Source organism: Pseudomonas izuensis (assembly GCF_002356535.2).
Lineage (GTDB): Bacteria > Pseudomonadota > Gammaproteobacteria > Pseudomonadales > Pseudomonadaceae > Aquipseudomonas > Aquipseudomonas izuensis.
On record NZ_AP017423.2, the window covers coordinates 5,851,401 to 5,863,852 of the forward strand.

Here is a 12,452-nt window from a genome sequence, read left to right on the forward strand (position 1 = left end):
TCACCTCAGGCCGCAGAGTCTGGCGATGGTTTCATAGGTTTCTGGCGTACTGGTCAGTAGCACAAAGAGCACGAACCAAAGACCCAACAGGTAATGCCAATAGATGGCACAGAGCTCTACGCTGGTGCTGAGTTGCGGCAACGGCACGTGATGCAGGAGTTTGGTGCCGATCCAACCCCAGGCAATCAACCCGCCCAGGAGGTGGAGCCCATGCATGCCGGTCAACAGATAGAAGAAACTGTTGGCCGGGTTACTGGCGACAAAATAGCCCCAGGCGACAAATTGCTGCCAAACCCAGAGTTGTCCCGCCAGAAAGGCAATGGCGAATACACCACCCAATGCAAAGCCCATCACAGTCGGTCCCGGTCGAGCCTGTCGGACAGCCATCCGCGACCACTGCAATGCCATGCAACTGCACACCAGAAAAGCCGAATTCACCCAGAGTTGCCATGGATTGGCCAACGGCGCCAAGGGCTCTGTCAGGGGCAGCCAGTCAGCCATTTGCGAGCGGGCGAGAAAGGCAATCAGGAAGAGAAAAAACAACGAACTCACGACGGCCAGAAACAAGCGCAGGCCTGTCTTGGCGATGTGGCTCCTGTCAGCCCCCTCGGTGGCCCGGGTCCCTTCAGGACCACGATTCCAGCTGCCACCGGGGTCAGCACCGTCGGCGTTTCTCAAAAACAGCCTGTTCATGTTTTAACGTCCGCTATTTTGGTTTCGGCACTGTGTTGTCGCAGTTGCTCCAACGCCTCGGCGGAAACCGTTTGCGGTACGAAATCCTGCTCTATCCCCGGCACGCTGTAGTCATAGGCCCAGCGATGCACGACCGGCAGCTTCTCTCCCCAGTTCCCGTGCTTGGGCGGGGTGTCCGGCGTTTGCCATTCCAGGCTCGCCGCGCCCCAGGGATTACTGCCAGCGGGTTTGCCCTTGAATACGCTCCAGGCCATGTTGAACACGAACAGCAACTGGGAAACGCCGACAATCAATGCAACCACCGTAATGAAGGCATTCAAATCGTGCGCTGATTGCGGAATGAACCCGTAGTTGTCATAGGCGTAGTACCGCCGAGGCATGCCCTGGAAGCCCAGATAGTGCATGGGAAAGAAGATGGCGTAGGTGCCCAGGAAAGTTATCCAGAAATGCAACTTGCCCAGGATGTCGTTGTACAGGCGCCCGGTGATTTTCGGGAACCAATGATAAATACCGCCGAACACCACCAATACCGGCGCGACACCCATGACCATATGAAAATGGGCGACGACAAAGTAGGTGTCTGAGAGCGGAATATCCACAATCACATTGCCGAGAAACAACCCGGTCAGCCCCCCCACCAGAAAGGTAACGATAAAGGCCAGGGCAAACAGCATCGGCACGGTCAAATGAATGTCACCCTGCCATAGGGTCAGCACCCAGTTGTAGACTTTCAGCGCAGTTGGCACCGCGATGATCAAAGTAGTGACAGCGAAGAAGAAGCCGAAGTACGGGTTCATTCCGCTGACATACATATGGTGCGCCCAGACCACAAAGCTGAGTACGCCAATCGCAATAATCGCCCACACCATCATTCGGTAGCCGAAGATATTTTTACGCGCATGGGTGCTGATCAGGTCGGAGACCAGGCCAAACGCAGGAAGAGCGACGATGTAGACCTCCGGGTGGCCGAAGAACCAGAACAAGTGCTGGAACAATATCGGGCTGCCACCCTGATGATCGAGCGGCTGCCCCAGCGAGATCATCGCCGGCATGAAGAAACTGGTGCCCAATAGTTTGTCGAACAGCATCATGACCGCACTGACAAACAATGCCGGGAAGGCCAGCAAGGCCATGATCGAGGCCATGAAGATGCCCCATACGGAGAGCGGCATGCGAAACAATGTCATGCCGTACGTACGTGCCTGCAGCACCGTGGTGACGTAGTTCAACCCGCCCATGGTGGCGGCGACGATAAAAATCGCCAGTGAGACGAGCATCAGCACGATGCCCCACTCCACCCCCGGTGTTCCCTGAGTTAGGGACTGTGGCGGATAGAGCGTCCAGCCTGAACCGGTGGGGCCGCCAGGGACAAAGAAACCGGCGAGCAACACCACTACCGCCAGCAGGTAAAACCAGTAACTCAGCATGTTGACGTAGGGGAAGACCATGTCACGGGCGCCCACCATCAACGGGATCAGATAGTTGCCGAAGCCCCCCAGAAACAAGGCTGTCAGTAAGTAAATGACCATGATCATGCCGTGCATGGTCATCGCCTGATAGTAAGCACTGGCGTCCATGAACGACAAACTGCCGGGGAAGCCTATCTGGATGCGCATCAAGTCAGACAGCACCACGGCGATAAGCCCCACGAACAGAGCCGTCAAGGAATATTGAATGGCTATGACCTTGTGGTCCTGGCTCCAGATGTATTTGGTCAGGAAACTCTTGGGCTCGTGCAGTGCTTGTGTTTCGGCTTGCTCCGCATAGGCCATCACGTCATCCTCCTGCCGAAGTTTCAGTGTATTTCTGGCGACTTTACGGCTGCTTCCCTGGCTCAGCCTTGCTCGCGTCAGCGTCGGCATTCGCTTTGGATTTGATAAAGGCGATCAGGGCGTTCAACTCCTTATCGCTTGGCGCAAAGGCCGGCATGACGGGTGCGTAGCCCTTGACGATTTTGGCACCGGGATTGAGAACCGATTCTTTTACATAGCCCTCATCGACCTTTATCCCCGTACCGTCGGCAAGGGTTTCCGTCTTGCCATACAGGCCCTGCCAGGTGGGGCCGACACCCTTGTTACCATCGACACTGTGGCAGGCCAGACAGCCAAGCGATTGCGCCAGCTGTTGTCCCTGCGCCACAAGATCCTCACCCGTGCCCGACGCTTGCGACGCAACACCCAGTGATTTGATCAGGGCGACCAGAGCACCCAGTTCATCGTCATTGAGAGTATAGGCCACCATCACTGGCGGGTAGCCCTGTACCAGGCGGGCTTGCGGAGTGAGGATCGACTCTTTCAGGTAGGCCTCATCGACCTGCACGCTGGTGCCATCGGCCAGTTGCTCAGTGCGGCCGAAAAGCCCCTTCCATCCCGGGCCGAGGCTGGTACTGCCATCCTGGCTATGGCAGGCACCGCAGCCATATTTTTCGGCCAACTGACGGCCTTTTTCCAGCATGCTGTCCTGACTGGGCCTGGCCGCTGTCGCTAATGTCTGTGCAAACGTCGGTTGGCCCTTTAGCCATTGATCGAAGACGTCTTGCTCTTCCACGATCATATTGCCGCGCATGTTGTAATGGCCGACGCCACAATATTCAGCGCAAAGGACTTCATACTTCCCGGTTTTAGTCGGCGTAAACCAAAAGTACGACACCATCCCCGGCACCATGTCCATCTTGCTGCGAATTTGCGGCACATAGAAATCGTGCAAAGTGTCTTTAGAGCGCAGTAAAACTTTCACCGGCCGATCGAGTGGCAGGCGAACTTCATTATTGATGACAAGTACATCGTCCTGCCCTGCAGGATCCTTGGGATCAAGGCCGAGGGGATTGCGGGAATCAATGAACTTTACATCCGACTTGCCCAACTTCCCGTCCTGGCCTGGAAAGCGATAGGCCCATTGCCACTGCTGGGCAACCACTTCAAGTTCATAAGCATTTTTCGGCACCCGGATGAAATCATTGTAAACAACCAGGCCGGGCGCCAACATTGCGGCAATACCTATCGAAGTAACGACAATTAACCAGAACTCCAACTTTTTACTTTCTGGCTGGTAGTGCGCCCTGGCCCCCTCCTTGTGGCGATAACGCATCACAGCGACCGCCATGAACACCGTGATGGCGACAAAAAATATTCCGCTGATGATCAGGGTGATGAACAGTGTGGTGTCTATTGATCCCCAGTTGGACGCTGCCGGAGTTGCATGCCAAGGCGCTAGTATATGAAAGAGCACTGAGCCAATAACGATTAGAATCAAGATAATTGCTATTGCCATTTTCTCTTCATCCTATTCCTGTTGTTCATTGGTCATGCGCAAGCATCGCCGCTGACGTCCAGGCAGGGCAGACAAGCCACCCGAGGTGGCAAAGCCAGTGAAAAGTATAGTGTCATCAGGTTGTGCCGTGAGGTCGGCGAGCGGGATCCGGTTGCCAGCTATACTCAGTACGCATGGCAGAGATCGGCCAGAAGCGACTACAGCAGACGAACCCTGCCTAGGCGTAATAGTCAGATAGATGATGGCATTGAAGAGACAAGAGCCACAGAATCCAGCAGTCCGCGACGGAGATTTCGTCATGAGCGCCCTGACCATCGAAGGCTGGTGCAAAACCAGCCCCGACCAAAAGTCCACCCCAACGGGTGAAATTCACTTTTACGTCGATGGCCCCCTCCATCGGCGCCTGGAAGAAGCAGAAGAACGTCTGCAGACGACCCATGAGCGTGAAGCCATGGTCGATGTCGACATGAGCACTTTGGATTTGACCTTGCCAGGGGACTACGCCCCCTTGTCCGACTGCCAAATGCGCGTCTATCTGCACCACGAGCGTGGTCAGTTCCATTTGGTCGGACACCGTGCGAGCGATGGCAGCTTGATCTACACCAACGCCGTTTTGATTGATCAACTGATTGAGTGAAACGCTGGAAACAGAGATGGGATCGCCCGCCTCTGGCGGATTTCAAAAGGATCAGGACTCGGGATCGTCGTCTTTCCAGGGCGCCGAGAGATAGCGTGTGCGATTGAAGGTCTCCAGCCATTCCGGGCAGAACACCACCAGCGCGCTGACCACCATGCCGTTGATGAATGCCTCCGGAAATATGAGCAGCCACAGATAACCGACAAAGTCTTCGAGCCAGTACGGCATGGCGAAGCGTTCGTCATACCACAGCAACGTGAGCGACAGCACCAGGCACAGCAACGCCGACAGCGCAGCCGCGAAGAAACCGGAAACGAAGATATACACGAAGGGATTACGCGGCTGCGCCCGCTCCACCGCAATCGCGCAGCACTCGGTGATCAGCACCGGCAACAGAATCAACAGCCCGCCATTCACGCCCATCGCGGCCATGTCCTGACGACCGAGCAGCACCAACCCCGCTTGCGCCACCAGTCCACCGACGATTGCCAGTGGCCAGTCGAGCAACAGCGTCACCGCCGTCATGCCGATGAAATGATAGGACACGCCAGTATCGAAATCCCGCCGCACCAGCCAGAGCACGAACAGCGCGAACACCGTGCCGAACAGTAAATGCTGACGCCGGCTGTCGCTGAACAGCTCAACCCAGGGTGCCCGCGCAATGGCCCAGATCAGCACCGGCACATAGATCAGCCACCCCACCGTGAGGGATTCGGGTGACAGCAACTCGGCGCCGATCATGGCGGGGTGGGCTCCTTTTTTCGGGAGGGGGATAGTTTTTTAGTCTACACCGGGCTTTGGATGCGCTTCGATTTTGCTGCGGCAGGGACGGCCTGCCTATGCCACACCCACCTGTAGGAGCCGGCTTGCCGGCGAAGGCGTCCTGGTGGTCGATGCAAGGCTCAAAGACCGCCTTCGCTGCGGTGCGGCGGTCCGACAAGCCAGCTCCTACAGGCGGAAATGAGCCACTGAAAGGATGTGTCAATCACGCGATTGTTACGTTTCCTGCAACGCTGAATCAGCCTCAGGCCCCTTTATCACCCAGGTCCAAAGACTAAACTTCAAAGCATCAGATCCAACCCCGAGCCCACAAAAATGAAAACCCTGACCGCCCTGTTTCTGACCCTCATCGCCACCTCGGCCATGGCCGCCACCAACGAACCGGCAGCCACTCCCTACAACCCGGCGCAGCCGCTGGACATCGCCAAAGTGGTTTCCGTGTCGAATACCGCGACCGCGTGCGGCGTCGTACCGGCGACGATGGTGTATGTCGACCATCAGGGCCAGACCCGTCGCGTGACCTACGAGGTCATGGGTGATTGCACCAGCGATCTGTGATCAACGGCTCATAGCAGCGTCCAGGTGTAACTCAGAATCAGACGATTCTCATCGATATCACTGCGGTAGTTGGAACGCGCCATTGCATTGCGCACACGGATGCCAAGGCCTTTGAGGCTACCGCTTTGCAGCACGTAACCCATATCCAGGTCACGTTCACGGTCCTTACCCTCAAACCCTTTCCCGGTGTCGACGTTGTTGCCGGTGATGTAGCGCACGGTACTGGTCAGCCCCGGCATGCCGAGTGCCGCAAAGTCGTAGTCGTAGCGCGCCTGCCATGAACGCTCGTCGGTAAAGGCGAACTCGTAGGTCGGCACTTCGTTACCCAGCGGTGAAATGTTGGCAAAGACCCGCGGAAAAGCGCTGTCGCCGTACATGCCCTGATAACCGACATAAAATGTGTGACCGCCGCGCTTGGCCGACAGCAGGGAAAAGAACGCCCGGTTATCGATGTTGCCCAGCAGCTTTTTGCCGTCTTCGCGCGAATCGTAGTAACCGAGGTTTGCACCCAGGGTCCAGTCGCCCATCGGCTGGCTGTGCTTGAAGCCCAGGAAACGCTGGTTGTAGATATCTTCCAGTTGCCCGAACCAGGCGCTGACCGAACTGCGCTTATCGTTGAAGGCGTAATCGGCTCCGGCAAAATTGAAGCCGTCGCTGCTGACCTGACGTTGCGGTATGTGACCAAGCATGGCCTGCATTTTTTCGTCGCCGGCTTCGTTGCGCAGGCTGGTCGAATTCAAATGTCCGCCCTGCAGTGTCAGGCCATTGATCTCGCTGGAGCTGATGCTTGCACCCTGATAGCTGGGAGGCAGCAAGCGAATATCGCTGAATGCCAGTACCGGCAGGTTGGGTTGCAGCTCACCCACCTTCAATTCGGTTTTGGAGTAACGCACCTTCAAGGCCGCCTCGATACGGCTGTAATCATTCGCCGCCCGCCCATCATCCTGTACCGGCAGCAACCCGGTATTGACCCGGTCCGGGCTGCTGTCGAGCTTGAGGCCAAGCAGGCCGATCACATCTACGCCAAAACCGACGGGCCCTTGGGTATAACCGGATTTGACGTTAAGGATGAAACCCTGCGCCCACTCTTCGGCCTTCGATTGTTGATTCGCCCCGACGATGTCGGAAAAGTCCCGGCTGAAGTAGTAATTGCGCGCTTGCAAGGTGGCGGTGGTGTCGTCGATGAAGCCAGCCTCGGCGGCCGTCGCGCCGGTGGATAAACTCGAGACGATCGCCATGGACAACACTGAACCGGTTGCTGGAAGAATCTGTTTCATCGTTTTTTCTCTTATTTTTATTGATCGACAGGTAAAAGCGCCTTGGCCGCAGCGCTTTCGCTGCGAGGGGTGAGGCGACGGGCGTTTAACAACAGGTGAGTGACCATGCCGAAAATCAGTCCCCAAAAAGCCGCGGACAAACCCAACAGCGACATGCCCGACGCCGTGGTGAGAAAGGTCACCAGCGCCGCTTCACGATCACTCGGCACCGCCATCGCGCCAGCCAGCGCACCGGCAATCGCAGCGAACAGTGCCAGCCCGGCCAAGGCCGCGATCAGCTCTTTGGGGAACGCCGAAAACAGTGAGACCAGCGTGGCACCGAAGATGCCCAGCAGCAGGTAGCACAGGCCACCCACGACCCCGGCCACATAACGTTTGCCGGGATCTTCGTGGGCCTCGCGGCCCGTGCAAATGGCCGCGGTAATCGCCGCCAGATTCAGCCCGTGGCACCCGAACGGCGCCAACAACGCCGTACCCAGTGCGCTGCCGGCAATGATCGGTCCGGACGGCGTTGCGTAACCGCTGGCGCGCAACACCGCCATGCCGGGAACGAACTGGCCGGTGAGTGCCACCATCACCAGCGGCAAGGCGATGTTCAGGGTTGCGCTCAGGCTGAACGCAGGCGTGATCCACACCGGCGTGGCCAAACCGATGACCAAGGCTTCGCTGTGCAGATCTCCGGCGAGAAATGCCATCGAACAACCCACCAACAGGACCATCAGCACGGCATAGCGCGGCAGCAACCGCTTGCACACCAGGTACGTGGCAAACATCGTCAGCACCAGCAACGGCTTGCCCTGCAGCGAGACGAACAACCCGGTACCGAAGCTGAACAGAATCCCCGCCAACATCGCCGCTGCAACGGCGGCAGGCAGCTTGCCGATGATCCGGTCAAACGCCCCCGACACCCCGACCAGGAAAATGATCAGGCTGCTGACCAGATAGGCCCCCACCGCTTCCGGCATGGAAATCCCCGGCAACAATGCCACCAGCAATGCCGAGCCCGGCGCCGACCACGCGATGATCACCGGGACGCGGTAACGCAGGCTCAAACCGATGCCAAGCACGGCGCTGCCGATGGAAATCGCCCAGACCCACGACGACAGCACTTCCCGCGACAGGTGTGCGGCGTTGGCGGCCTGAAAAATGATCACCAGAGGGCCTGCGTAGGAAATCACCGTGGCGATAAATCCGGCGACGGCCGCTGACAGGGAAAAATCCCGGGCTAACGCTCTCATGAAGCTTCGCCGACAGAACCGTCAGCGGAAACGTAGCCAACGTCCGTCAACACTTGGCGGGCGCTACGCCGACTGCTGACGGCGAACACCGTCATGGCGATGGCGGCTATCGCACCGGGCAAGGCAAACGCCATGAAGTTCAGTTGCAGCGGCAGGCTGATCCCGAGCAAGGCACCGCCCAGCAACGGACCGACGATCGCGCCGTTGCGTCCGATACCCGAGGCCCAGCCCAGGCCGGTGGAGCGAATGGTCATGGAGTAGAACTGCGCGGCGCAGGCGTAAAGCAGAATCTGCGAACCGATGGTGGTGGCGCCGGCAATGGCGATCAGCAGGTACAACACCGGCATCGGGCTATTGAAGCCCAGCAAGGTGATCGACACCGCCGCCAGGGCGAAGAACACCGCCAGGACGCGCGGCAAATTAAGCCTGTCCCCCAGTACGCCACCGCCGACCGCGCCGAAAATGGCGCCGAAGTTGAGCACCAGCAGGAACGACAGGCTCGAACCGAGGCTGTAACCGGCGTTGGCCATCAGTTTCGGCAGCCAGGAGCTCAGGGCGTAGACCATCAGCAGGCAGCAGAAAAATGCCAGCCACAGCATCAGCGTGCGCAGCGCCCGGCCCTCGCGAAACAGTTGCAACACCGGGGTACCTGTGCCCTTCACTTCGCTCATGTGCAGTTGATCGCCGGTCTGCGCGATGTACGCCGGATCGACCCGCTGAAGAATGGCGCGCGCTTCTTCATTGCGCCCCTGACGCAACATGAAGCCCACGGACTCGGGCAGGAAGTACATGATCAACGGCAACAACATCAACGGCAGCACCGCCACGTAAAACACCGACTGCCAACCGAAAGCCGGAATCAACACGATACCCAGCCCCGCCGATAGCATCCCGCCCACCGAGTAGCCGCTGAACATGATCGCCACCAGCGTGCTGCGGATTTTTTTCGGCGCGTATTCGTTCATCAGCGCCACGACGTTGGGCATTACCCCGCCAATGCCCAGGCCGGCAATGAACCGGCACACGCCAAACTCTGTGGGGTTACGGGCGAAACCATTGAGCACGGTAAAACCGCTGAAGAGCATCACGCAGATCGTGATGGCTTTCTTGCGACCGATTCGGTCTGACAGCGGGCCGAAGAACAGCGCGCCGAACATCATTCCGAACAATGCATAACTGCCCAGTGCACCAGCCTGCAGGGGACTGAGCCCCCATTCCTTCATCAGCATCGGCAGCACCACGCCGTAGATCACCAGATCGTAACCGTCGAAGATGATGATCAGGGCACACCAGAACAGCACCATCCAGTGAAAACGGTTGAATCGTGCGTTGTCGATAACCTCATGTACGTCGATCTTGCGCATGGCATCTCTCTCTTGTTGTTGTTTTTCAAGAGGCTCGCAAATGCGGCGAACGTCCCGTACAGCCGAGGGTAATGTCGCCAGGCACGCGCCAATATCCGCGTTGCGCAGATCGCTATCCGTTTTGTGCAATGCCCTGGACCGGGCGTGGGTGAAGGATGGGTGCGGGGTTGTCGCTTCAGGCTTTTGCTCGTCTACGACAAACTGTTTTCTTTGCGATCACATTTGAGCGCTAAGCTTGGGCCTATGGATGACTCAGATTATTTACGCCTGCTGACCATCGCGGCCGAGCAAGCCAACGCCTTCCTGTCCAATGCCCGCAAATGGGAGCGGGAGCGTTGGGTGTGCCAGCGCCTGCTGCAAGGCTTGAATATTCCTTATCGCGCCGATGAGTTCGCCCCCGCCGGCGAGCCACCGGACGTGCTGTTTCGCGATGCCAGTTTCGAGGTGTTCTTCGTCCTCGACGAAGGCCGGCGCCTCAACGACGAATGGCGCGACGAGCTGCAACGCCGACGCAGCGCTTTCTCCCTCAGCCAACTGGTACGGCGTGAGGCCAAGCCCCGGCGTATCCCGGCGAACGAGTTCCTGCTGCGGCTGGCGCCGACCTTGCGCAAAAAAGCGCACAACTACAAAGAACGCGGCATGGATCTGGGCGAACTGGACATCATCGCCTTTGCCAGCCTCAAGCGCGAAGTGCTGGACCTCAACAGCCACTTCCCGCCGCCCACCGAATACCTGCGCCAGGGCTGGCGTTCGCTGTCACTGGTAGGACCGACCTTTGCCCGCGTACTGTTTGCGCATCCGGATGCGCCGGACTTTCTGCGCAGCAACCTGGGACGCAGCATTGTTTTCGACGTCGGGATCAGCCTGTGAGTCCAGTGCACCGGAGCGTTACAGGCCGTGCGCGGGCATGGCGCAATCACTGCCCGAGTGATACAAAGTGGCATCATTCGCCTGGACGAGACGGTGAGCGTCGAGCCCATTGCGGACAGCGGCCAGGTTCCGTTCAACGTTCATTAAATCAGCCTGTAGCTTCAACACATTCAGCAACGTCTACCTGACGAGGCCTTTATGACCAGCCGCCTGAACCCCGACGACCAGAAGCATGTCGAAGAATACCTGCAACTGTCCCAGCACCGAGTCGAGCGCCGGCCTTTCCGGCCGTGGATGCTCCTGGTGCTGGTGTTGGCAGTGACCATTGGCCTGGGCCTGTTGAGCCGACTTATCAGTTACCTGACGCTATGAGCAGCATTGCGCTCGCGAGGGTAATTGCACCGATTTCCTTTAGCCTTGCGAGATATCCCCATGACTCATCGTATTGTCATCGTTGGCGGCGGCGCCGGCGGTCTGGAGTTGGCTACCCGTCTGGGTAAGACTCTGGGCAAGCGTGGCACGGCCAGTGTGATGCTGGTCGACGCGAACCTGACCCACATCTGGAAACCGCTGTTGCACGAAGTGGCGGCCGGGTCCCTGAACTCTTCCGAAGATGAACTCAACTACGTTGCCCAGGCGAAATGGAACCACTTCGAGTTCCAGCTTGGGCGCATGAGCGGGCTCGATCGGGCCCGGAAAAGAATCCAGCTGGCCGCCACGTACGATGAAGCCGGCCTGGAACTGGTGCCCGCGCGGGAAGTGCCTTACGACTCGCTGGTGATTTCCGTCGGCAGTACCACCAACGATTTCGGCACCCAGGGCGCGGCGCAGCACTGCCTGTTCCTCGACACTCGCAAACAGGCCGAGCGCTTCCATCAGCAGTTGCTCAACCACTACCTGCGTGCCCATGCCGGGCAGACCGACGCGGTCGAGCAAATCAGCGTGGCCATCGTCGGCGCCGGTGCCACCGGGGTCGAGCTGGCCGCCGAGTTGCACAACGCCGCCCATGAACTGGCGGCCTACGGCCTGGATCGGATCAAACCTGAAAATATGCACATCACCCTGATCGAAGCCGGGCCACGGGTGTTGCCAGCGCTGCCGGAGCGGATCGGCGGACCTGTGCATAAAACCCTGGAAAAACTCGGGGTCAACGTCATGACCAACGCGGCGGTCAGCGAAGTGACGGCCGACGCCTTGATCACCGCCGACGGCAAAGTCATCAATGCCAGCCTGAAGGTCTGGGCGGCAGGCATTCGCGCACCGGGCTTCCTCAAGGACATCGATGGCCTGGAAACCAACCGGATCAACCAGCTGCAAGTGCTGCCGACCCTGCAAACCACCCGCGACGAGAACATCTTCGCCTTCGGTGACTGCGCGGCCTGCCCGCAACCGGGCACCGACCGCAACGTGCCACCGCGCGCCCAGGCGGCGCATCAACAGGCGTCGCTGCTGGCCAAATCGCTGAAGCTGCGGATCGAAGGCAAGGCATTGCCTGAATACAAATACACCGACTACGGCTCACTGATTTCCCTGTCGCGCTTTTCCGCTGTGGGTAACTTGATGGGCAACCTCACCGGCAGCGTGATGCTTGAAGGATGGCTGGCGAGGATGTTTTACGTGTCGCTGTACCGCATGCACCAAATGGCGCTGTACGGACCGTTCCGCACGGCGATGCTGATGCTCGGTAGCAAGATCGGACGTGGGACTGAGCCGCGACTCAAACTGCACTAATACACATCCACTGTAGGAGCGAGCCTGCTCGCGA

Annotated in this window: 12 protein-coding genes and 1 pseudogene; 6 read left to right on the forward strand and 7 right to left on the reverse strand. The window is 58.6% G+C overall.

The genetic code is table 11. From position 1 onward, the window contains the following. The 3 genes from LAB08_RS26130 to LAB08_RS26140 are packed head-to-tail and all read right to left on the reverse strand — an operon-like array spanning position 1 to position 3,963. Entirely contained in the window at positions 1–693 is a 693-nt protein-coding gene (locus LAB08_RS26130) for a cytochrome c oxidase subunit 3 (protein WP_096515123.1), read from the reverse strand. Then, a complete protein-coding gene (gene ctaD / locus LAB08_RS26135) occupies positions 690–2,465 on the reverse strand; it encodes a cytochrome c oxidase subunit I (RefSeq protein WP_096515121.1) in 1,776 nt (591 codons plus the stop codon). The genes LAB08_RS26130 and ctaD overlap by 4 nt, the downstream gene beginning before the upstream one ends. A 43-nt stretch (positions 2,466–2,508) precedes the next feature. Next, positions 2,509–3,963, reverse strand: a complete 1,455-nt coding sequence (locus LAB08_RS26140; protein ID WP_096515120.1) for a c-type cytochrome — start codon at positions 3,961–3,963, stop codon at positions 2,509–2,511. Between the two features lie 298 nt (positions 3,964–4,261). Here LAB08_RS26140 and LAB08_RS26145 point away from each other — a divergent pair, with 298 nt between their 5' ends. Next, entirely contained in the window at positions 4,262–4,600 is a 339-nt protein-coding gene (locus LAB08_RS26145; protein WP_096515118.1) for a hypothetical protein, read from the forward strand. A 51-nt stretch (positions 4,601–4,651) separates the two neighbouring features. On the opposite strand, the gene LAB08_RS26150 is transcribed toward LAB08_RS26145, so the two are convergent. Then, positions 4,652–5,341 (reverse strand): energy-coupling factor ABC transporter permease, encoded by a 690-nt coding sequence (locus tag LAB08_RS26150; RefSeq protein ID WP_096515116.1) that lies wholly within the window; start codon positions 5,339–5,341, stop codon positions 4,652–4,654. A 354-nt stretch (positions 5,342–5,695) separates the two neighbouring features. On the opposite strand from LAB08_RS26150, the gene LAB08_RS26155 reads away from it, so the two are divergent. Further along, a complete protein-coding gene (locus LAB08_RS26155) occupies positions 5,696–5,938 on the forward strand; it encodes a DUF2790 domain-containing protein (RefSeq protein WP_096515114.1) in 243 nt (80 codons plus the stop codon). Between the two features lie 8 nt (positions 5,939–5,946). On the opposite strand, the gene LAB08_RS26160 is transcribed toward LAB08_RS26155, so the two are convergent. From LAB08_RS26160 to LAB08_RS26170, 3 genes are read right to left on the reverse strand one after another with little or no spacing between them, the layout of a single operon-like run. Next, positions 5,947–7,215, reverse strand: coding sequence for an OprD family porin (locus LAB08_RS26160; RefSeq protein WP_096515112.1), 1,269 nt, complete (start codon positions 7,213–7,215; stop codon positions 5,947–5,949). A gap of 17 nt (positions 7,216–7,232) precedes the next feature. Beyond that, complete coding sequence (locus tag LAB08_RS26165; protein WP_096515110.1) at positions 7,233–8,453, reverse strand: benzoate/H(+) symporter BenE family transporter; 1,221 nt, start codon at positions 8,451–8,453, stop codon at positions 7,233–7,235. Then, complete coding sequence (locus LAB08_RS26170) at positions 8,450–9,817, reverse strand: aromatic acid/H+ symport family MFS transporter (protein ID WP_096515108.1); 1,368 nt, start codon at positions 9,815–9,817, stop codon at positions 8,450–8,452. The genes LAB08_RS26165 and LAB08_RS26170 overlap by 4 nt, the downstream gene beginning before the upstream one ends. A gap of 243 nt (positions 9,818–10,060) precedes the next feature. Between LAB08_RS26170 and LAB08_RS26175 the strand changes: the two genes are divergently transcribed. From LAB08_RS26175 to LAB08_RS26190, 4 genes and pseudogenes are all read left to right on the forward strand, one after another. Next, positions 10,061–10,687 (forward strand): DUF1780 domain-containing protein, encoded by a 627-nt coding sequence (locus LAB08_RS26175; protein WP_007970534.1) that lies wholly within the window; start codon positions 10,061–10,063, stop codon positions 10,685–10,687. A 12-nt stretch (positions 10,688–10,699) separates the two neighbouring features. Next, a pseudogene (locus LAB08_RS26180) lies at positions 10,700–10,834 on the forward strand (MOSC domain-containing protein); the annotation flags it as partial. A gap of 51 nt (positions 10,835–10,885) precedes the next feature. Next, positions 10,886–11,059, forward strand: coding sequence for a DUF3094 family protein (locus LAB08_RS26185; protein ID WP_007996394.1), 174 nt, complete (start codon positions 10,886–10,888; stop codon positions 11,057–11,059). Positions 11,060–11,119: 60 nt separating this feature from the next. Beyond that, complete coding sequence (locus LAB08_RS26190) at positions 11,120–12,418, forward strand: NAD(P)/FAD-dependent oxidoreductase (protein WP_096515106.1); 1,299 nt, start codon at positions 11,120–11,122, stop codon at positions 12,416–12,418. The last annotated feature ends 34 nt before the right edge of the window (positions 12,419–12,452 follow it).

What these genes read in the sequence shown, in the direction of transcription:
- LAB08_RS26130 (WP_096515123.1), bottom strand. Translation starts at nt 693, where the DNA reads ATGAACAGGCTGTTTTTGAGAAACGCCGACGGTGCTGACCCCGGTGGC.
- ctaD (WP_096515121.1), bottom strand. Translation starts at nt 2,465, where the DNA reads ATGGCCTATGCGGAGCAAGCCGAAACACAAGCACTGCACGAGCCCAAG.
- LAB08_RS26140 (WP_096515120.1), bottom strand. Translation starts at nt 3,963, where the DNA reads ATGGCAATAGCAATTATCTTGATTCTAATCGTTATTGGCTCAGTGCTC.
- LAB08_RS26145 (WP_096515118.1), top strand. Translation starts at nt 4,262, where the DNA reads ATGAGCGCCCTGACCATCGAAGGCTGGTGCAAAACCAGCCCCGACCAA.
- LAB08_RS26150 (WP_096515116.1), bottom strand. Translation starts at nt 5,341, where the DNA reads ATGATCGGCGCCGAGTTGCTGTCACCCGAATCCCTCACGGTGGGGTGG.
- LAB08_RS26155 (WP_096515114.1), top strand. Translation starts at nt 5,696, where the DNA reads ATGAAAACCCTGACCGCCCTGTTTCTGACCCTCATCGCCACCTCGGCC.
- LAB08_RS26160 (WP_096515112.1), bottom strand. Translation starts at nt 7,215, where the DNA reads ATGAAACAGATTCTTCCAGCAACCGGTTCAGTGTTGTCCATGGCGATC.
- LAB08_RS26165 (WP_096515110.1), bottom strand. Translation starts at nt 8,453, where the DNA reads ATGAGAGCGTTAGCCCGGGATTTTTCCCTGTCAGCGGCCGTCGCCGGA.
- LAB08_RS26170 (WP_096515108.1), bottom strand. Translation starts at nt 9,817, where the DNA reads ATGCGCAAGATCGACGTACATGAGGTTATCGACAACGCACGATTCAAC.
- LAB08_RS26175 (WP_007970534.1), top strand. Translation starts at nt 10,061, where the DNA reads ATGGATGACTCAGATTATTTACGCCTGCTGACCATCGCGGCCGAGCAA.
- LAB08_RS26185 (WP_007996394.1), top strand. Translation starts at nt 10,886, where the DNA reads ATGACCAGCCGCCTGAACCCCGACGACCAGAAGCATGTCGAAGAATAC.
- LAB08_RS26190 (WP_096515106.1), top strand. Translation starts at nt 11,120, where the DNA reads ATGACTCATCGTATTGTCATCGTTGGCGGCGGCGCCGGCGGTCTGGAG.